Genomic DNA, 18,551 nt, shown 5'->3' on the forward strand with positions numbered 1-18,551 from the left:
CCCCTTAGCCTGAGCCGAGCAACTTCTAGGGCATGGCTGGCTTCGGACTCCCCAACTTCGGTCAGCTCACCGAGGCCTTCAAGAAGGCCCAGGAGCTGCAGCAAAACGCCCAAAAGCTCCAGGAAGAACTTGATGCAATGGAACTGGAGGGCCGCAGCGCCGACGGCCGGGCCAGCATCTGGCTCACGGGCAACCAGCAACCGCTGCGAGTGCAACTGGCCCCAGAACTGATCGCCGAAGGGGCTGCCGCCAGCGAGGCCGCCGTGCTGGAAGCGTTGCAAGCCGCCTACGAGGTGTCCACCGACACGATGAAAGGCCGCATGGAAGAACTCACCGGTGGCCTAAATCTCAATCTGCCAGGTCTGGGCGGCTGAAATCCGTCACTTTTCCAGTGCCAGCCTGGCCATCCTCTTCCCCATTCAGCAGCTGCTGACGCTGGCGACGCCGGGAGAGCTGCCGCAATCCGGGCGCCAGGCGGGGCTCTAGACCCTGACCGCGGCGTCGCAGCCCCGACCCGTCAGGGGAGTCCGCAACCCGGCCCGTTCGCTCGCCATCCAGCAGCAGATCGCTCAGGCACTGGGCATAAAGGTGGTAACGCTCCCAGTCGGAGCCAACGGCACAGCCGGGATCGCCCTGGTGCAGGCAATTGCTGAAGCGGCAGCAGCCCAAGCCCAGTCGTTGCCGAATCTCCGGAAACAGGGGGCCTAGGGCAACGGGGTCGGCGGGCAGCCGCGGCCTATTGAATCCAGGCGTGTCGGCCAGCAGGGCTCCGGGCGCCAAGGGGAAAAGCTCCACATGGCGGGTGGTGTGGCGGCCCCGCTGCAGCCGCCCTGACACCGCCGCCACCCGCAGGCCGAGCTCGGGGCAAAGACGGTTGAGCACGCTGCTCTTCCCCACCCCAGAAGGTCCACAAAGCACGGCGATACCTGGCTGGGCCAGCCGCTGCAGCAAAGGCTCCATGCCCTCGCCACTACTGGTAGATACCGCCAGAGCGTCGTAACCCCAGGCAGCAGCTCGCTGGCACCAACTAGCCACCTCGTCAGGCGAAACCAGATCCGCCTTGGAGAACACCAACTGCACCGGCCGCCCCGTCGCCTCAGCCGTCAACAAAAAGCGTGTGAGCTGGAGCAGATCCAGCTCTGGCTCCGCCAGCGCCACCACCACCACCACGAGGGCCACATTGGCCACGGCAGGCCGCTCAAGCAGGCTCTGACGCGGCTCCAGGGCCGCCACAGCCGCCCGGCCAGCAGGCCAGTCGATGCCATCCACCCAAACGCGATCCCCAACGGCGATGGTTTGGCCGCTTTTGCCAAGGCGGGTGCGCCGGGTGCACAAAAGTCGACTCAGGCCAGTGGGCCCTAGCTGATCCAGTTCCACCCAGCAGTAATTGGCCAGCAGGGCCACCACCTGCCCAATTAGGCGCAATGGCCCAGGCTCAACCCCCATGACAACGAACCTGCAGCCGCACGGCCCCTTGTTGCTCCGGGTGATCGCAGCAGGTAACCCCATGACCTGCGCTCTCCAGCCCCTGGGTCACCTGCTGCTGGGGCTCTCCCCGATCTAGGTCAACCTGCAGGATCTGGCCAGGAACCAAACGCTCCAGGGCCAGCTTGGTGCGAATGAAGTTGAGCGGACAAGCGATGCCACGCAGATCGAGCTGGGCATCTGGGTTGCCGTCTGCCCAACTGGCGCTCAACCGAAGAGGCCCCCAAACAAGCCGCTTTTATGGGGATGCTTGTGGCCCTTGTTGGTGTGGTGGCCGGCCAGCTGCTCCAGCAACTCCCGCTCCTCAGCATTGAGCTTGGTGGGCAGCTGCACCTTGATGCTGACCAGGTGGTTGCCTCGGGCCACCGGATTGCCCAACTTGGGCACCCCCTTGCTCTGCAGGGTGAGCACCGCTCCGGGCTGGGTACCGGCTGGAATCTCCAACGACTCCTGGCCGTCCACCGTGTCTACCTCGATGGTGTCGCCCAAAATGGCCTGGAGGTAATTGAGCGTCACCTCCGAGTGGATGTTGATGCCATCGCGGCGTAAGCCAGCAGCCGATTGAACGCTCAGGAACACATAGAGATCGCCGGCGGGCCCACCCCGCTGGCCGGCATTGCCCTCATTTGCCACCCGCAGCCGGGTGCCGGAATCAACCCCAGCTGGGATGTTGATCCGCAGCTTTTTACGCACCTGCTGCAGACCTTGGCCACCGCAGGCGCCGCAGGGGTCGGCAATCACCTGGCCGCTGCCCTCACAGGTAGGACAAGCCGCCACCTGGGTAAAACTGCCGAATGGGGTGCGGGTGGCCCGACGCACCTGGCCGGCGCCGCCACAGGTGCCGCAGCTTGTGGGTCCACTGCCCGCCTTGGCCCCGGACCCCTGGCAGGTGCTGCAGGTTTCGAGATGGCGAATCTGCACCTCCTTCTCGATACCAAACACCGCCTCTTGGAAGTTGATGGTGAGGTCGAGGCGCAGGTCATCGCCTTGACGGGGACCACGCCGCCGCGGACCCGCTCCAGCACCCGCCCCCCCAAAGCCACTGAAGAAGGTCTCAAACAGGTCGGCAAAGCCGCCCATGTCGCCCATATCCGGTGCCCCGCCGCCGCCTAGGCCCGCCTCACCAAACTGGTCGTAACGGGCGCGAGTCTGGGGATCGCTGAGCACCTCGTAGGCCCGGCCGATCTCCTTGAATTTGTCTTCAGCCCCAGGATCTTTGTTGACATCCGGGTGGTACTGACGGGCCATCCGCCGGTAGGCCCGCTTCAAAGTGTCTGGATCGGCGTCGCGGGCAGTGCCGAGCAGGTCGTAGTAGTCGGCCATCAGCCGTCCTGCTCCTCAGCCTGGCCATTCTCAGCTGCTTGGGGGCCAGCGGGGACGGCGCCGGAACCAGGCCCCATCGACACCTTGACCAGGGCGTGGCGCAGCACCCGACCGTTTAGGTGGTAGCCGCGCTGCAACTCCTCGATCACCACATCTTCGGCATGGGCCTCGCTGGGTTCACGCAAGACCGCCTCATGCAAGCTGGGATCGAAGGGTTCACCCTCTACCCGCATCGGTGAAACCCCAAGCTGCTTGAACACATCCACTAGCTGCTTGTACAGGCCCTGATAGCTGCGATGCAGCGCCTGGGCTTCCTCATGCTGGGGATTCAGCTGCTGCCTTGCCCGGTCGAAGTTATCGACCACCGGCAAAATCTCACCCAAGGTGGAGCAGGTGATCTGTAGGCGCAGGTCTTCGCTGTCGCGGCTCTGGCGCTTGCGGAAGTTGTCGAAGTCGGCAGCCAGACGCATGTATTGGCCGTTAAGGGCCTCATGCTCTGCCTTGAGTGCCGCCAGCTGGCCAGCCAGATCGGAACCCTGATCAGAAATCTGGTGAGAGCCGGCCTCCTGTCCAGCCTCCATCTCCGGAGTAGCCGGAATCTCGCTGGGATCAGCGGCTTGGGGGGCCCCAGCTCCCAGGTTGCTATCACCGCTCATCGAGGTGTCACCGCTCATGGCTGACAAGGTCGGACTTTGGTTCTAGACATGTTGAAGCGCCGGGCCTACCTCCCACAAGCGGCGGAAGCCCGCACCTTCTGGCTCCATGACCCTCACCCCTTCCCGCCCCGTCCCTGAAGCCAGCAGCGAAGAGCAGCAACGTCTGGAGGTGGAGCTGCTGGTTGGTGAGCCGGTGCTGCAAGCAACCGAGTTGCAGGCCCTTGGTCAAAACTTACTTTTTACGGGCAAAGGGCTGCCAGAGGCCCGCTGGCGCGAACTGGGCGCCTTGCCCCTTCAAGAAGCCAAAGGGAGATTGGTAGTTGCCGTACCTCGCAACTGGGGGCCCCAGCAGCGCCAGAATTTAAGTGAGGAATTGCAACGTGCCGGCTTCAACGCGGAGCTGAAGTTGGCGTTGGCGACAAATCTCACAACTGCGCTCACGGCAAAAGCACCAACTCCCGCTCCCGCAGCCTCCAAGCCAGCCCAACCGCGACCACCTGCAAGCTTTAACCCCCCCCGCTCCCTAACCAAAGACCTAGGAATCCCTGGCACCTCCGAAGGGCAGCTGCAGGAGGTTGCCGATGTCGAAGATCTGGAGGGCACTGCTGCTGCCAGCAGCAGTGCCAATGCGTCACCAATCATCAGCCTGGTGGACAGAATCCTGATCGAGGCGCTCACCTTGGGGGCCAGTGATATTCACGTGGAACCCCAGGAAAACACCCTGGAAATTCGCTTTCGCCTCGACGGTGTGCTGCAGAAGCACTTCGAAGACCTGCCAAAGAGCCTGACGCCAGCCGTCACATCACGCATCAAAATCATGGCGGATCTGGATATCGCCGAGCGACGATTGCCTCAAGACGGCCGCATAAGGCGCATGTTCCGCGGCCGCAAAATGGATTTTCGGGTAAGCACTTTGCCCAGCCGAAATGGTGAAAAAATATGCCTGCGCCTACTTGACAGCGGCGCTACTCAGCTCGGCCTAGAAACCCTAATCACCGATGCGGATGCAAGAAAAACCCTGCGAGAGCTGGGATCTAAACCCTACGGAATGATTCTGGTGACAGGCCCGACCGGCTCGGGCAAGTCAACCACCCTCTACGCCCTACTGGCTGAGCGCAACGATCCAGGCATCAACATTTCCACGGTTGAAGACCCGATCGAATACACCCTGCATGGCATCACCCAAACCCAAGTAAATCGAGAGAAGGGGCTCGATTTCAGTATGGCGCTACGTGCCTTTATGCGACAGGACCCTGACGTTTTGCTGGTGGGGGAAACCCGCGACTTGGAGACGGCCAAAACGGCGATCGAGGCCGCACTTACTGGCCACCTAGTGATGACCACCCTGCACTGCAACGACGCGGCCAGCGCCATCGCCCGCCTCGATGAAATGGGTGTGGAGCCCTTCATGGTGAGCGCATCACTGCTGGGCATCGTGTCCCAGCGGCTGCTGCGTCGGGTGTGTTCGGCTTGCCGAATTAGCTACACCCCCAATCCGGAAGAACTGGCCCGTTTTGGTCTGTTGAGTAGCCACGAAACCACGGTGACCTTCTTCAAGGCCAACACCCAGAACCGCAACCAGGAAGGCTGCTGCCCTGCTTGCAACGGTGCCGGCTACAAAGGAAGAATCGGTGTCTACGAAATCCTACGGATGACGGATACCTTGGCAGCAGCTGTCGCCAAGAGGGAACCCACAGATGTGCTGCGGCGAATGGCGCTTGAAAACGGCATGAAAACCCTTTTGGGCTACGGGCTGCAGCTAGTGCGCGAAGGTCACACAACCCTGGCCGAGGTCGAACGGATGCTGCTCACTGATTCAGGCCTGGAAGCTGAACGCCGCTCTAAGTCACTAAGCACCCTCACCTGCAGCAACTGCGGAGCTGGGCTCCATGACGACTGGCTCGAATGTCCCTACTGTCTAACCAGCCGCTGAGGGTCCCATGGCCGTGATGATTGAAGACTTGATGACCCAACTTGTGAAGGATGGCGGCAGTGATCTCCATATCAGTGCAGGCATACCTCCCTATGGCAGGTTCAGCGGTCAACTAAGGCCCATACACGATGATTCCCTAGACGAAGAAAGCTGCAATAAACTAATCTTCTCCATGCTAAATAATGCCCAGCGCAAGCAGCTAGAGCAAACCTGGGAATTAGATTGTGCCTATGGCCTTAAAGGGATCGCCCGCTTCAGGGTCAATGTTTATCGCCAGAGGGGTACCTACGCCGCCTGCCTGCGAGCGCTTTCCAACACCGTGCCCACTCTGGAAAGCCTAGGGCTACCGCCGATTGTGGAGGAAATGAGCCACATGCCCAAAGGGCTGATTCTCGTAACAGGCCCCACCGGCTCTGGCAAAACCACAACCCTGGCGGCAATGATCGAGCATATAAATCAAACCCGGGCAGAACATATATTGACCATTGAAGACCCGATTGAATTCACATACAGACCAGTAAAAAGTGTCATCCACCAGCGCCAGCTCAACGAAGACACCCGCAGCTTTGCCAATGCCCTAAAGGCAGCCCTTCGAGAAGATCCCGACGTAATCCTGGTGGGCGAGCTTCGAGACCTCGACACCATCCAGTTAGCAATTACGGCAGCAGAGACCGGTCACCTGGTATTGGGCACCCTGCACACCAGTTCGGCCGCCCAAACCGTGGACCGCATGGTGGATGTTTTCCCCCCCAGCCAACAGAATCAGATTCGGGTGCAGCTAAGCAGCAGCCTTGTGGCCGTTTTTGCCCAAACGCTGTGCAAGCGCCACAATCCAAGCCCCGGCCAATCTGGTCGAGTCATGGCCCAGGAGATAATGATCAATACACCAGCCACCGCAAACCTGATCCGGGAAGGTAAAACCGCCCAGCTTTACTCTGCAATTCAGACAGGTGGTCAACTATCAATGCAAACGCTAGAAAAAGCCCTTGGGGATCTAGTGCTCAGCAACCAAGTCATGATGGATGAAGCCCTTTTGAAAACCTCAAAGCCTGACGAGCTCATACGTTTAGTCAAGCAACTGAGCTGATTCACCACTAGGTACTCCTAAACCATGCCTGCCTTCGTTGCCACCTGCATCAATCCCCGAGGCAAGTCATTCCTTGTAGATATCGAGGCAACCGATCCCGCCCACGCTAAGCGCAGCTTGAGGCTGCGAGGCATCCGAGCCACCGAAATCAAGGCCAAGCCGAAAACCACGGCGACGGGATCTAGTGCCGCAGCCCAACTAAGTGAAAAACTCAAATTCTCCAAACTCAATGAACTGCTAGAGGCAAAACCTGGCATCAAAGATAAAGCTGTATTTGCCAGCAAGATGTCGGCCCTTGTCAATGCTGGCGTACCAATTGTGCGCAGCATCGACCTAATGGCATCTCAACAAAAGATGCCCCTGTTTAAACGGGCCCTGCAATCGATCAGCCTGGAGGTAAACCAGGGGATCTCCCTAGGCGAAGCCCTACGGCGCTGGCCTAAAGTATTTGACAAGCTCAGCATCGCCATGGTGGAGGCGGGGGAAGCCGGGGGCGTGCTGGATGAATCCCTAAAGAGACTGGCCAAACTGCTTGAGGACAACGCCAAGTTGCAAAACCAGCTCAAAGGGGCCATGGGCTATCCGGTGGCTGTGTTGTTCATCGCCATCTCAGTCTTTCTGGGAATGACAATCTTCATCATTCCCACCTTTGCCGGTATTTTTGATGGCCTAGGCGCCGAACTCCCCTGGTTCACTCAGATGATGGTGGACCTCAGCAGCCTACTGCGCTCAACCTTTTCTCTGTATCTGGTATTAGGACTTATTGCCGGGGTCTTTCTATTTGGCAAGTTTTATGCCACACCAATTGGCAGGCGGCGAGTAGACGCCCTTGTACTCAAGCTCCCCCTGTTTGGCGAATTGATTCAAAAAACAGCAACGGCGCAGTTCTCCCGAACCTTTAGCTCCTTAACGCGAGCGGGGGTGCCAATTTTGATGTCACTTGATATAGTTAGAGAAATCACAAGTAATTCCATTATCTCAGATGCAATTAGCAATAGTCGCCAAGACGTGTTGCAGGGAATTCCGTTAAGTGTGGCGCTTGGACGCATGAACGTATTTCCTGATATGTCTATAAGCATGCTCTCCATCGGCGAGGAAACAGGCGAGATGGACGCCATGCTCTCCAAGGTGGCTGACTTTTATGAAGACGAAGTGGAAGCCACCGTCAAGGCACTCACCTCCATGCTGGAGCCCGCCATGATCGTGCTTGTCGGCGGCATTGTGGCCTCAATCCTGCTGGCTATGTATCTACCGATGTTCTCGGTGTTTGATCAGATCAAATAACTCTCAGCCAAAGCCTGGCCGGCCAGCCAGCCGCTGCTCCAGCAGTGCTGGAAGTTGAACCCCCCAGTCACCCCGTCCACATCCAAAAGTTCACCCACCAAATAAAGACCAGGCTGCTGGCGACTCTCCATCGTCGCCAGGTTCACCTCACCTAGAGGAATGCCACCTGCCGTCACGAATTCTTCGCCGAAGGGGCCCCGCCCGGTAATGGCCAGCCGGGTATCACGCAAGGCCGATACCAACAGCTGCTGGTGCCGCTTAGCAAGATCAGCCCAGCGCTGCTGAGGGTCTAGGCCATGGCGCTGCAACAGGGCCAGCCATAGGCGCCGGCTGAGGGCGGGCCAGGGGCGCCAGTTAGCTAGTTGCCGCTTGGCCTGGTCTCGCTTGGCCTCGGCAAACAAGCCCTCAAGATCCTGCTGGGACAGGCCGCCACTCCAATCAAGGCGCAGCTCACCCCGATAGCCACTGGCCTTGAGGGCGCGGGCAGCAAAAGCCGTGAGCCGCAGGGTGGCTGGACCGGACAGACCCCAATGGGTGATCAGCACCGGGCCCCGCTGGCGAAAAGGCTGGGCAGCCCGAGCGGCCTGGGGCTCCTGCGGCAGGTGCAAAGCCAGCTCCACCGGATCCATCACCACTCCGGCCAGCTCCAGCAGGGGATCGCCAGCCAGGGCCAAGGTGAATAGGGAGGGCACAGGCGCCACCAGCCCATGGCCTAGGGCCGCCGCCAGCTGGCGGCCGCTGGGATGGCTGCCGGTGGCAAGCACCAACCGATCGGCTCTGATCGCTCCGCCGCCCCGCACCAGCAGGTCAAAACCACCGGCAGCAGCTGCCGCGGCCCGCTGCAGGCTCACCCCCGTGTGCAGCTGCACCCCGGCCTGGAGGGCCGCTCGGCGCAAGGTGGCTGCCACCGATTCAGCACGGTTTGAGCGGGGAAACAGGCGGCCGTCCGGCTCCTCCACCAGCTCGAGGCCATGGTCAGCAAACCAGGCGACGGCATCGCCGGGAGCAAAGCGCGAAAAGGGACCCCGCAGGGCCTGGCCGCCCCGGGGATAGTGCCCCACCAACGCCCGAGGATCCCAGCAGGCATGGGTGACATTGCAGCGCCCACCGCCACTGATCAACACCTTGTTCAACGGCTCGTTGGTGGCTTCCAGCAGTGCGATATCGCCAAGGCCGGCCTCAGCAGCACTGATGGCGGCCATAAAGCCGGCAGCACCGCCACCGGCCACGACAACGGCAGCATGAATTGGCAGCATGGGGAGATGGGCCAGATCGATCCAGCCAGTTATCGCTTCAGTGTGGCCCCGATGATGGACTACACCGATCGGCACTTCCGGGTGCTGATGCGGCAGATCAGCAGGCGCAGCCTGCTTTACACCGAAATGGTGGTAGCCCAGGCCCTGCACCACGCCAGGCAAGCACCTGATGCCAGCGCACCGGGGGGGCGGCTGGAGCGCCTACTGGGCTTCGATCCGATCGAAAAACCCCTAGCCCTGCAAGTAGGCGGCGACGATCCCGCCTTGCTGGCTGAGGCCGCTGCCCTGGCGGCTGAATGGGGCTACGACGAAATCAACCTGAATGTGGGCTGCCCCAGCGAGAAGGTGCAAAAAGGCCGCTTTGGGGCCTGTCTGATGGCCGATCCTGACCAGGTGGCCCGCTGCGTTGCCGCCATGGCCGCCGCCTGCCCCTTGCCGGTAACGGTGAAACACCGCATCGGCATTGACGAGCGCGACTCATACGCCGAGTTGCTGGCCTTCGTGGATGCGGTGGCGGCAGCGGGAGCCCAGCGCTTTTCAGTACACGCGCGCAAAGCGTGGCTGGAGGGGCTCGATCCCAAACAGAACCGCACGATCCCGCCCTTGCGCTACGACGTGGTGCACGCCCTCAAGCGCGATCGACCGCAACTGAGCATCGAATTAAACGGCGGTCTGGAAAGCCTGAACGACTGCGTGCAGCAGCTCGAATTGGTGGACGGGGCCATGGTGGGTCGGGCTGCTTATGCCCATCCCCTCCAGTGGAGGCAGGTGGACCAGCAGATCTACGCCGACGACAGCCAGCCGCTGGCCACAGCCTCCAGCGTAGTGGGGGGTTTGGTTGCCTACGCCGAGCAATGGCGCAGTCGGGGCGGACGGCTGTGGCCCATCGCCCGCCACTTAGTACATGTGGTGGAGGGGGTAGGCGGCGCCAAACGCTGGCGCCAGCAACTCACCGAAAAAGCAGGGTCAAGGGACGCGGATGCTGGCGTGCTGGCAGCCGCGGCCCTATCCCTGGCAGAGCAGGGCTACTAGACCTCGGCGCCACCGTAGAAGTCGCCACCACCGCTATCGCCACCGCCACTGCGGCGGCGGCGGGTGCGCCCAGCGTCGAAGCTGTCGCCACCAGCAGGATTGCCAGCGCCATAGCTCCGATCTTCCCAGCCGCGGGCACCAGATCCCCGATCGCCACCACCCGCATAACCACCACCACCGCCTGCTCCACCACCACTGCCGCGGTTGTAGCCACCACCGCCGCCGCCATAACCACCCCGGCGCGGACCACCACCGCCAGCTCCGCCGCCGCCGCCGGTGCGGGGCTCGGCTTTGTTGATGCGCAGGGGACGACCCATCAGCTCAGCACCCTGCAATGCCTCGACGGCCTTTGCCTCTGCTGCTTCATCGCCCATCTCAACAAAGGCGAAACCACGCTTGCGCCCGGTATCCCGTTCAAGGGGTAGGGAACAGCTAGACACCTCACCGAAGGGTGCAAACAATTCCGCCACGTCTTCCTGCTCAGCGCGGAAGGGAAGGTTGCCGACAAAAATACTCACGAACTGAAGATCGGCCGCGGGACCGATGCATGTGGGCCAATGGGCCACTAACCGATCCACCCTAAGACGACTGACGAAAGCTGGCTGCTCTCAGCAGGCAAGTCGCATCCGAATTTGCTGCAACTGCTGCTCAACCTGGTCAAAGCCCGTGCCCCCCTCGCTGCGCCTGGCCGCCACCACCTGCTGGGGAGTGATGGCCTCATAAATGTCGGCTTCAAAGGCAGGGTGCAGCTGCTGCCAGCGCCCCAGGGGCAGGTCGCGCAGCAGGATTCCCTCAGCCAGGCAGCCCTTCACCAGGCCGCCCACCAACTGGTAGGCCTCGCGAAAGGGCACCCCTTTAGCAACCAGGTAGTCGGCCACATCGGTGGCATTGGAGAAATCCGCCGCCACTGCCGCCTCCAGGCGCTGGGGCCGAAACTCGAGCCCCTCTTCAAACAGAATCGCCATCGCCTCCAGGCAATCGAGGCAGGTACGCACCCCGTCAAACAGGGCCTCCTTGTCTTCCTGGAAGTCCTTGTTGTAGGCGAGGGGCAGGCCCTTGATCATGGTTAGCAAGCCCATCAGGTGGCCAAACACCCGGCCGCTCTTGCCCCGCACCAGCTCGGGCACATCAGGGTTCTTTTTCTGAGGCATCAAGCTGCTGCCAGTCGCACAGCGGTCGGTGAGGCCGATAAAGCCAAACTCTTCGCTGGCCCAGAGAATCACCTCCTCACTGAGCCGGCTTAGGTGCACCAGCACCAAGCTGGCGGCAGCCATGAACTCGACCGCAAAGTCCCGATCACTGACCGCATCGAGACTATTGGCGTAGATGGTGTCAAAGCCCAACTCGGCGGCGGTCTGGCGCCGATCGATGGGCACCGGCGTGCCCGCCAGGGCCGCGGCCCCCAGGGGACAGATATTCACCCGGCCGCGCACATCTGCCAAACGGGCCCTGTCCCGCTCGGCCATCTCGATGTAAGCCAGTAGGTGGTGGGCCAGACACACCGGCTGGGCCCGCTGCAGGTGGGTGTAGCCGGGGATTAAGACCGTGCTGTGCAGCTCAGCCTGAGCCAGCAGGGCCCGCTCAAAGCGCAACAAGCCCCCGTCAATGGCATCAATTTGGCCGCGTAGCCACAGACGCAGGTCGGTGCCCACCTGGTCGTTGCGACTACGGCCGGTGTGCAGTTTCTTGCCCAGGGGGCCGAGTAACTCAATCAGACGCCGCTCAACGGCGAAGTGCACATCTTCAGCCTCCAGGCCGGGGTTGAACTCGCCCCTGGCTGCCTCAGCTCTCACATTCTCCAGGCCCTCGATCAACTGGGCCGCCTCGCTCTCGCTGATCACAGCGCAACTACCCAACATGCGGGCATGGGCGATGGAGCCGTCCAGGTCTTGCTGCAGCAGGGTGATGTCAAAACCGATCGAAGCGTTGAAGCGCTCGATCGCCGGATGCAGGCCCTGCTCGAAACGCTGGCTCCAGGTAGACGCGGTGGAATCAACAGCCATTCGGGGCTCGGCGGGCGGCGCTAGGCAGGGAATCAGCTTGGCAGGGAGGGCAGCATCAGCTCCTCCTTCACCTTGAGCACCACCATCGAAGCGTCATCGTCGAGCTGCCGGTCTGCCCCCACGAAGCGATCGAGCCGGGCAAACAGCTGGTCGAGAATCCCCTGAGCGCCGATGCCGGAGCGGCAGGCCGCCTGCAGCTGAAGCACCAACCGCTCCTCGTCGAAGCGCTCGCCGCTGAAGCCGGTGGCCTCGGTCACCCCGTCGGTGTAATAGAGCAGCACATCGCCTGGATCCAGCACGATCTGCTCAAGGCCGTAATCGGCTTCGCTCTGCAAACCAATCAGCAGACCTGGGGCATCAAGGCGCTCCACCTGGTTGCGCTGGCGCCGCCAGATCAACGGCGGATTGTGGGCCGCATTGGCGTAGCGCAGCAGGTGGGTGCGGGGGTCGTAATCGGAATAAAAGAGGGTCACAAACCGGTGCGACTGGGCCAGGTCTTCCTGGGCCAGCTGGTTGAGGTCGTGAAGGATGCGCTCGGGGGAGTGGCCGCTCAGCACCTCGGCCCGCAACATGCCGCGCAGCATGGTCATCAGCAGACTTGCCGGCACGCCCTTGCCCATCACATCGCCCATCACCAGCGCCCAGCGGGCCTGTTCGCGGCGGCGGCCCAGCAGCTGGGGCCGGGTGGGGATGAAGTCGTAATAGTCACCGCCCACCTGGAAGGCGGGGCGGCAGCGGGCGGCCAGCTCAACGCCATCGATCACCGGACAGTGGTCGGGCAGCAGCTGGGCCTGGATTTCAGCACCGATGCTGAGCTGGCGATCGAGCCGCTCATGGCGCCGCATGGTCTGGAGCAGGGCCTCGTTTTCCAGCGCCACGGCGGCAAGGTCGGCCACCAGCTGCAGGTGGCGGCGATGCACCTCGCTCCAGGCAAAGCCCTGCCGATTGCTGAAGATATAGAGGCGGCCTCGCTGCAGGCTGCGGGAAACCACCGATGTAGCAACCACCTGGGCTCCACCCAGCAGCCGACCCACCCGCTGATCAAGCAAGGCCGCCACAGCCGCATCACCGCTGAGAGCTGCCAAATCCCCATCCGCCAACGCCGCCAGCTGGCGCACCAGCTCGGCGCAGGGCTCGGCAGGCGTGGCCTGCAGATACTCGCGCCAGAGGCGGCCATCCTCGTGGAATACCACCAGCACTGCCCCCTCGGCTTCCACCAGCCGGGCCGCCACCAGCGGCACCAGCTCCAGAAAGCGACCCAAATTAGTGAAACTGCGCAGGGCAAAAGCCAGGGAAGCCAGCAGCTCCTGGTTGCGCCGCTGCTCCCGGCTGAGGCTGTCGAGCAGCTGCCGCAGCGATGCTGCAGCCGACAACAAGGCCGGACCCTGGGGAGAAACCGGATGGGGGGGCGGCTTGTTGCTCACCGATTGGGCACGGTGCGGCCGCGGCGGTTTCGCAAGATAGCGGCGACGCGGGCAAGTGCCCTACCGGCCAAGGCAAGCAGGACCTCAGCGAGCCAGCAAGGCCTCAACAAACTCAAAGCTGTTAAAGGGGCGCAGGTCGCGAATACCCTCACCAGCGCCAATGAAACGGATTGGCAGCCTGGCTTCAGAGGCGACGGCTAGGGCCACACCACCACGGGCGCTGCCATCGAGCTTGGTGAGCACCACGCCGGTTAGTCCGGCGGCCTTGGCAAAAGCCATGGCCTGACGCAGGCCGTTCTGACCCTGGCTGGCATCCAGCACCAAAAGCGACTCCACCACCGCCTCCGGCGCCAGCTTGTCGACAATCCTGCGCACCTTGCTGAGCTCTTCCATCAAGTTGTGCTTGGTCTGCAGGCGGCCAGCCGTATCCACCAGCACCAGCTCAGTGCCCTTGGCCTGGGCAGCACCGATGGCGTCGTAGACGACTGCCGCTGGATCTGCATTGGCGCTGGGATTGGAGATCACCGGCACCTTGCTGCGCTCACCCCACACCTGCACCTGCTGCACCGCCGCGGCCCGGAAGGTGTCAGCAGCAGCTATCAAGCAGCTGTAGCCGCTGCGCACCGCCAAGTTGGCCAGCTTGCCGAGCGTGGTCGTCTTACCAACGCCGTTTACCCCCACCAACAGCCATACGTTGAGCTGCTCGCGGCGGGGGGCTAGCAGGGGCTGGCCACTGGCCTCGATCGGTTGGTCGAGGATGGCGCGCAGCTGCTCCTTAAGGAAGCGCAGGCCCTCGGCGGGATCCACCACCTCCTGATTTAGCCGCTGGCGCAGGGCGCCAAGGGCCCGGTCGGTGGCCTCCACCCCAACGTCTGCCCGCAGCAGGGTGGTTTCCAGACCATCAACCACCTCTGGCGTGAGCGGGTCATCACCCAGGTTGTCGAGCAGCTGGGTGACCAAGCCCTGGCGGGTTTTCTCGAGGCCCTGGCGCAAACGAGTGAGCCAGTCGATCTCCTCAAGCGAAACCTGATCAACCCGCTTGCCCTGGGCCGCGAGTACCTCAGCCGACCAGGTGAAGGTGGCGTCGAAAGCGCCCAAGCTGGGCTCAGCTAGTTCGGGCGCTGCAGGGGCTTCCAGGGCGGGAGCCTCTGGCGCCGTGATCGCCTGTTGGCGTTCGGCCCGCTGGGCCGCTGCCTGCTCCAGCAGGGAAAGGGGCGCGGCCACTGGAGTGGCCGGTTGGGCAACCTGCTGAGGATCCTGCTCAAGACCCTGTTCGCTCTGCTGGGTATTGATCAGTACAGGCTGTACAGAATCTGGAAGAGGGGGCTCAGGGGCAGATTCGGGCTCAAGCTGGCGCCGCTTTTGCTCCTCCTGCTGGGCCTTGAGGCGGGCGTAGGCCTGGCGGGCCCATTCCAGCGCCTCAGCGTTGGGATCGGAGGAACCCTCAACAGGCTGTTCTTGAGCCTGTTCTGGACCCTGATCCGAAACCTGTTCAGAAGCTGGCGGCGGGGTTGCTGATGGGTCAGCTGGGGATGGGCCGGTGCGATTAAACCAGTCGTAAACCATGGCTTGCTCAGGCCTCCGCCGCGGAACGAGCTGCCGTAAAGCGCCGCAGCACCCCGTTGATCATGCGGCGGCCCTGCTCATCGCTATAGCGATTGGCTAACTCCACAGCTTCGTTACAGGCCACAGCAGGGGGGGTGCGAAAGCTCTCGAGGTCTACGGCTGCCAGCCGCAGGATGTCCCGATCGATGCGGGGCAGGCGAGTAAGACGCCAACCCTCCATTACCCGATCCAGTCGCTCATCGATCGCCTGACGGTCGCGCAGCACGGCCTCGACCCGGGCAATGGCGCCTAGGCGAACCTCATCTTGGTCGGCCAGCATCAGCAGCCGGGGCAACTCCAGGCTTGCAGAAAGGCGGTTAAGAGCCTGTTCAGCCGCGACCAGGCCGGCGTTGAGGTGCTGGCGCACCCGGGGCAACTGCTGCTCACCCTGCTCCTGCAACTCGCTATCAAGCAGTTGCTGCTGGGCGGCCTGCAAGTCTTCTGCGGAGCGATCCAGGGACTCACGCACGTCCTGGCTGAGGGTGGCGAGCACCTGCTGCAACAGGCCCTCCATGCCAGTTGGCAAGGCCGGGGCAGACGAGCCGCGATCACTGGTCTGACCAAGCATCAGCAGGGCCAGTTCACGGGAGAGGGTGCGGCTCTGCATCAGGTGGGTTCTGCCTCAGGAAAGTTGGGGGGTGCGCAGCTGGGCCAGCAGGCTGGAGAAGCTGCGATTGGGGGTGGAGCGCTCGTCGGGGTTGACGATGCCGGCGGAAATGATTGTGCGGAAAGCATCCTCCACCGAGATCTCGAGATCCTTAACAGAACCCTCTGGCACAACGGTGTACCAGCCGGTGGTTGGATTCGGCGCAGTGGGAATGAACACACTCAGCATGGGCTCGGTGAAGCCTGCCTGCAGGGCAGAGCCGATCGCGCCAGTCACAAAACCCAGGGCGTAGAGACCCTCGCGGGGATACTCCACCAGCACGACCCGACGAAACTTGCTGGAGTTGCCCTGGAGGAATGTTTCCAGCAGCTGCTTGAGGGTTTTGTAAACCGAGCCAGCTAGGGGGATGCGCAGCAGAGTCCCTTCGCCAAACTCAAGCAGCCAGCGACCAACAATGTTGCGGGCCATCAGGCCGATCAACAGGATGCCGAGCAGGGGCACCAGTAGACCAACGCCCAGGTTGATCAGCTCCTGCAACACCGGATTGAGGGTATTGAAGGGATTGAACTGCTTAGGGATAGAAGTGAGAAACGCCAGCACGAAACGGCTGACCGTGGTGCCCAACCAGATCGTGGTTGCCAGTGGAATCACCACCAGCAAACCAGCGATCAAATCGTTCTTGAGATCGGATTGAAGCCGATCCCCTAGGGGCTGATCCGATCTGGGGCTGGATTGAACCAAGTGACAATCCGGAGATCCGGCCTGCAGCAATCTGCTTTCAACTTAGCCAGCCGGCCTCACAGCAGGGCCACTAAGGCCAAAAGCACGAAGCCGATAGCCAGTACCACCGCTGTGCCGGTGCCGCCGTAGCGACGCTGGTTGACCGTGAGATCGCGAGCGCGCTGTTGCTGCTGAAGCTGATCTTCAGCCTGCTGCAGCTGGCGCTGCATGAAACTCTTAGCAGCCGCCTGCTGCTGCTCCGGAGTGGCATCAGCGGGGATCTGACCAGCCTGGGCCGCCTGGGCAATCAATTGGTCGATGACCTGGGGATTGTCCATTTGGGCGCGGGCCATAGCCAGTTGACCCTTGCGCGCAGCCAGCTGCTGGTCTGCCTGTTCGGAGAGGCTGCGGTCGCCGCTGATTGAAACCGGCACCGCCACGACCAAGGCAAGGGCCAGCAGGATGCTCACTACAGCCACAAGCCAGCGCAGCGGGGTGCGGCCAGCGGCGGGATGGTCGAGGCGACTGCCGAATAACATCAACACCAACCCAACTAAAGCCATCGGCGACTGGCTAACCAGTCGATCCATCAGCAGCTGGCGATATCCCTCTTCAGCCCAGTTCCAAGAGCCCAGGAGCACCAGCAACTGCAGGGCAAGCAACACGACCAAGGTGAGGCCGAGCCAACGCAACAGGTGGCCCAGGCGGCCGAAGGAAGCAGTGCTCACAGAAGGGTCTCGCGGCAGATTTAGACAACGGCGCAACTGTACGGGCGATGACGCTGCACGCCCACCACGACCTTGCACTCCGTTTAAAACAGCAGGCCCAGCAGCTTGGGTTTGACCCGGTGGGCCTCGCCGCCGTGCCAGCCGGAGAGCGCCTAGGCCTGCGAACGGCGGCCCTGGAGCGCTGGCTGGCAGCCGGCTATCAAGCCGACATGGCCTGGATGGCCGACCCGCGCCGGCGCGCGGTGGAGCAGCTACTGCCCGGGGTGCGCAGCCTGCTGGCGGTGGGCCTCAACTACTACGTGGAGGCCGATCGGGCACCGGGGGCGCTCAAGGTGGCCCGCTACGGCTGGGGGCGGGACTACCACCGGGTGATCGATGGCCGCCTGCGCCAGCTGGGTCGCTGGTTGGAGCAGCAGGTGCCTGGGGTGGGTTGGCGGGCCTGCGTCGACAGTGCACCGCTGATGGATAAGGCCTGGGCCGAACAGGCCGGCCTGGGCTGGATTGGCAAAAACGGCAACCTGATCAATCGCGAGCGTGGCTCCTGGCTACTGCTGGGCCACCTGCTCACCACCTTGGAGCTGCCTGCCGATGCTGCCGCCACACCCCTTTGCGGCAGCTGCAGCCGCTGCCTGCCGGCCTGTCCCACCGGCGCCATCACCGAGCCCTTCGTGGTGGACAGCCGCCGCTGCCTGGCCTTTCACACCATCGAAAACCGCGATCCCGAACTGCCGCAAGCGATCACCAGCAAATTGGAGGGGTGGGTCGCTGGCTGCGACATCTGCCAAGACGTGTGTCCCTGGAATCAACAGCCGCTGCGAAGCAGTGAAGATGCGGATCTGCAGCCCAGGCCCTGGCTGCTGAACCTACAGGCCGAGGAAGCCCTGGGGTGGAGCGACGCCGACTGGGATACCAAGCTGCGAGCCTCGGCCCTGCGCCGACTCAAACCCTGGATGTGGCGGCGCAACCTGCGGGCCAGCCGGAGCGGCACTGCCTAGGCTGGCCAAACCCGTCTCCCCGTAATGGCTCCGCGCTGGTCGCGCCCTGATTTCAGAACTGCCCTGCTGCCCGCTGCCCTCGGGCTGTTGCTGACAGCGGGGCTGCCCGCCCGGGCGTTGGTGCCCTACGTGTACGTACCCCAACGGCAGGAACTCGAAGCTGCCGGTCTAGGGATCGCCCAGGCGGCGGCGCGGCTGCTGCGACTTGGTCAAGCCAGGGACGCCGCCAGGCTGGCTGCCCTGACGGTGCAGCTGCTGCCAGAAGATCCCCGCGGCTGGGTGTTGCTGGCCGAAGCCCAGCTGCGCAGCAACCAGCTTGAACAGGCCGGCACATCATTGGCCAAGGCCAAGAAACTCGATCCAAGCAACCCTGGAATCTGGTTTGCCGAGGGTTCCCTAGCCCTACGGGCCGG

19 protein-coding genes are annotated in these 18,551 nt (G+C 62.7%); 7 read left to right on the forward strand and 12 right to left on the reverse strand.

Features of this window, described 5'->3' with window-relative positions; all coding sequences use genetic code 11:
• Window positions 1–32: 32 nt before the first annotated feature.
• Entirely contained in the window at window positions 33–374 is a 342-nt protein-coding gene (locus KBY74_RS04530) for a YbaB/EbfC family nucleoid-associated protein (protein WP_254941687.1), read from the forward strand.
• Here KBY74_RS04530 and rsgA read toward each other — a convergent pair.
• The 4 genes from rsgA to grpE are packed head-to-tail and all read right to left on the reverse strand — an operon-like array spanning window position 349 to window position 3,482.
• A complete protein-coding gene (rsgA, locus tag KBY74_RS04535; RefSeq protein ID WP_254941688.1) occupies window positions 349–1,446 on the reverse strand; it encodes a ribosome small subunit-dependent GTPase A in 1,098 nt (365 codons plus the stop codon). The genes KBY74_RS04530 and rsgA overlap by 26 nt on opposite strands.
• Window positions 1,436–1,696, reverse strand: a complete 261-nt coding sequence (locus KBY74_RS04540) for a sulfurtransferase TusA family protein (protein WP_106632510.1) — start codon at window positions 1,694–1,696, stop codon at window positions 1,436–1,438. The genes rsgA and KBY74_RS04540 overlap by 11 nt, the downstream gene beginning before the upstream one ends.
• On the reverse strand, window positions 1,693–2,808 hold the full coding sequence (gene dnaJ / locus KBY74_RS04545) for a molecular chaperone DnaJ (RefSeq protein WP_106632511.1): 1,116 nt from the start codon (window positions 2,806–2,808) through the stop codon (window positions 1,693–1,695). The genes KBY74_RS04540 and dnaJ overlap by 4 nt, the downstream gene beginning before the upstream one ends.
• The gene (gene grpE, locus KBY74_RS04550; protein ID WP_254941689.1) at window positions 2,808–3,482 is read right to left on the reverse strand and encodes a nucleotide exchange factor GrpE; all 675 of its coding nucleotides are present in this window, start codon (window positions 3,480–3,482) and stop codon (window positions 2,808–2,810) included. Before grpE ends, dnaJ begins: the two co-directional genes overlap by 1 nt.
• 88 nt (window positions 3,483–3,570) lie before the next feature.
• Between grpE and KBY74_RS04555 the strand changes: the two genes are divergently transcribed.
• From KBY74_RS04555 to KBY74_RS04565, 3 genes are read left to right on the forward strand one after another with little or no spacing between them, the layout of a single operon-like run.
• The gene (locus tag KBY74_RS04555) at window positions 3,571–5,397 is read left to right on the forward strand and encodes a GspE/PulE family protein (protein WP_254941690.1); all 1,827 of its coding nucleotides are present in this window, start codon (window positions 3,571–3,573) and stop codon (window positions 5,395–5,397) included.
• 7 nt (window positions 5,398–5,404) lie between these two features.
• Window positions 5,405–6,484 carry a type IV pilus twitching motility protein PilT gene (locus KBY74_RS04560; RefSeq protein ID WP_254941691.1) on the forward strand — a complete coding sequence of 360 codons (1,080 nt, stop codon included), beginning with the start codon at window positions 5,405–5,407 and terminating at the stop codon, window positions 6,482–6,484.
• A gap of 24 nt (window positions 6,485–6,508) precedes the next feature.
• Window positions 6,509–7,768, forward strand: coding sequence for a type II secretion system F family protein (locus tag KBY74_RS04565; RefSeq protein ID WP_254941692.1), 1,260 nt, complete (start codon window positions 6,509–6,511; stop codon window positions 7,766–7,768).
• Here KBY74_RS04565 and KBY74_RS04570 read toward each other — a convergent pair.
• The gene (locus tag KBY74_RS04570; RefSeq protein ID WP_254941693.1) at window positions 7,756–9,024 is read right to left on the reverse strand and encodes an NAD(P)/FAD-dependent oxidoreductase; all 1,269 of its coding nucleotides are present in this window, start codon (window positions 9,022–9,024) and stop codon (window positions 7,756–7,758) included. The two genes, KBY74_RS04565 and KBY74_RS04570, sit on opposite strands and share 13 nt — an antisense overlap.
• Before the next feature lie 6 nt (window positions 9,025–9,030).
• On the opposite strand from KBY74_RS04570, the gene dusA reads away from it, so the two are divergent.
• Window positions 9,031–10,056, forward strand: coding sequence for a tRNA dihydrouridine(20/20a) synthase DusA (gene dusA, locus KBY74_RS04575; protein WP_254941705.1), 1,026 nt, complete (start codon window positions 9,031–9,033; stop codon window positions 10,054–10,056).
• On the opposite strand, the gene KBY74_RS04580 is transcribed toward dusA, so the two are convergent.
• From KBY74_RS04580 to KBY74_RS04610, 7 genes are all read right to left on the reverse strand, one after another.
• A complete protein-coding gene (locus KBY74_RS04580) occupies window positions 10,053–10,574 on the reverse strand; it encodes an RNA-binding protein (protein WP_254941694.1) in 522 nt (173 codons plus the stop codon). The genes dusA and KBY74_RS04580 overlap by 4 nt on opposite strands.
• Window positions 10,575–10,664: 90 nt before the next feature.
• A complete protein-coding gene (gene argH / locus KBY74_RS04585) occupies window positions 10,665–12,059 on the reverse strand; it encodes an argininosuccinate lyase (RefSeq protein ID WP_254941695.1) in 1,395 nt (464 codons plus the stop codon).
• A gap of 32 nt (window positions 12,060–12,091) precedes the next feature.
• A complete protein-coding gene (locus KBY74_RS04590; RefSeq protein ID WP_254941696.1) occupies window positions 12,092–13,483 on the reverse strand; it encodes a GAF domain-containing SpoIIE family protein phosphatase in 1,392 nt (463 codons plus the stop codon).
• 84 nt (window positions 13,484–13,567) lie between these two features.
• Complete coding sequence (gene ftsY, locus KBY74_RS04595; protein WP_254941697.1) at window positions 13,568–15,049, reverse strand: signal recognition particle-docking protein FtsY; 1,482 nt, start codon at window positions 15,047–15,049, stop codon at window positions 13,568–13,570.
• A gap of 7 nt (window positions 15,050–15,056) precedes the next feature.
• A complete protein-coding gene (gene nusB / locus KBY74_RS04600; RefSeq protein WP_254941698.1) occupies window positions 15,057–15,695 on the reverse strand; it encodes a transcription antitermination factor NusB in 639 nt (212 codons plus the stop codon).
• A gap of 15 nt (window positions 15,696–15,710) precedes the next feature.
• On the reverse strand, window positions 15,711–16,436 hold the full coding sequence (locus tag KBY74_RS04605) for a DUF502 domain-containing protein (protein WP_106632521.1): 726 nt from the start codon (window positions 16,434–16,436) through the stop codon (window positions 15,711–15,713).
• 56 nt (window positions 16,437–16,492) lie between these two features.
• Window positions 16,493–17,143: an HpsJ family protein gene (locus tag KBY74_RS04610; protein WP_254941699.1), complete on the reverse strand. Its 651-nt coding sequence runs from the start codon at window positions 17,141–17,143 to the stop codon at window positions 16,493–16,495.
• A gap of 47 nt (window positions 17,144–17,190) precedes the next feature.
• Between KBY74_RS04610 and queG the strand changes: the two genes are divergently transcribed.
• On the forward strand, window positions 17,191–18,138 hold the full coding sequence (gene queG, locus KBY74_RS04615; RefSeq protein ID WP_254941700.1) for a tRNA epoxyqueuosine(34) reductase QueG: 948 nt from the start codon (window positions 17,191–17,193) through the stop codon (window positions 18,136–18,138).
• Window positions 18,139–18,162: 24 nt separating this feature from the next.
• A partial coding sequence (locus KBY74_RS04620) for a tetratricopeptide repeat protein (protein ID WP_254941701.1) occupies window positions 18,163–18,551 on the forward strand: 389 nt, incomplete at its 3' end.

It is taken from the genome of Cyanobium sp. A1C-AMD, from assembly GCF_024346495.1.
Taxonomy (GTDB): Bacteria; Cyanobacteriota; Cyanobacteriia; order PCC-6307; family Cyanobiaceae; genus Cyanobium_A; species Cyanobium_A usitatum.

Excerpts from the sequence above, each read along its gene's own strand:
- dusA (WP_254941705.1), top strand. The coding sequence starts at position 9,031 with ATGGGCCAGATCGATCCAGCCAGTTATCGCTTCAGTGTGGCCCCGATG.
- dnaJ (WP_106632511.1), bottom strand. The coding sequence starts at position 2,808 with ATGGCCGACTACTACGACCTGCTCGGCACTGCCCGCGACGCCGATCCA.
- KBY74_RS04560 (WP_254941691.1), top strand. The coding sequence starts at position 5,405 with ATGGCCGTGATGATTGAAGACTTGATGACCCAACTTGTGAAGGATGGC.
- KBY74_RS04565 (WP_254941692.1), top strand. The coding sequence starts at position 6,509 with ATGCCTGCCTTCGTTGCCACCTGCATCAATCCCCGAGGCAAGTCATTC.
- queG (WP_254941700.1), top strand. The coding sequence starts at position 17,191 with ATGACGCTGCACGCCCACCACGACCTTGCACTCCGTTTAAAACAGCAG.
- argH (WP_254941695.1), bottom strand. The coding sequence starts at position 12,059 with ATGGCTGTTGATTCCACCGCGTCTACCTGGAGCCAGCGTTTCGAGCAG.
- nusB (WP_254941698.1), bottom strand. The coding sequence starts at position 15,695 with ATGCAGAGCCGCACCCTCTCCCGTGAACTGGCCCTGCTGATGCTTGGT.
- rsgA (WP_254941688.1), bottom strand. The coding sequence starts at position 1,446 with ATGGGGGTTGAGCCTGGGCCATTGCGCCTAATTGGGCAGGTGGTGGCC.
- KBY74_RS04555 (WP_254941690.1), top strand. The coding sequence starts at position 3,571 with ATGACCCTCACCCCTTCCCGCCCCGTCCCTGAAGCCAGCAGCGAAGAG.
- ftsY (WP_254941697.1), bottom strand. The coding sequence starts at position 15,049 with ATGGTTTACGACTGGTTTAATCGCACCGGCCCATCCCCAGCTGACCCA.
- KBY74_RS04530 (WP_254941687.1), top strand. The coding sequence starts at position 33 with ATGGCTGGCTTCGGACTCCCCAACTTCGGTCAGCTCACCGAGGCCTTC.
- KBY74_RS04570 (WP_254941693.1), bottom strand. The coding sequence starts at position 9,024 with ATGCTGCCAATTCATGCTGCCGTTGTCGTGGCCGGTGGCGGTGCTGCC.
- grpE (WP_254941689.1), bottom strand. The coding sequence starts at position 3,482 with ATGAGCGGTGACACCTCGATGAGCGGTGATAGCAACCTGGGAGCTGGG.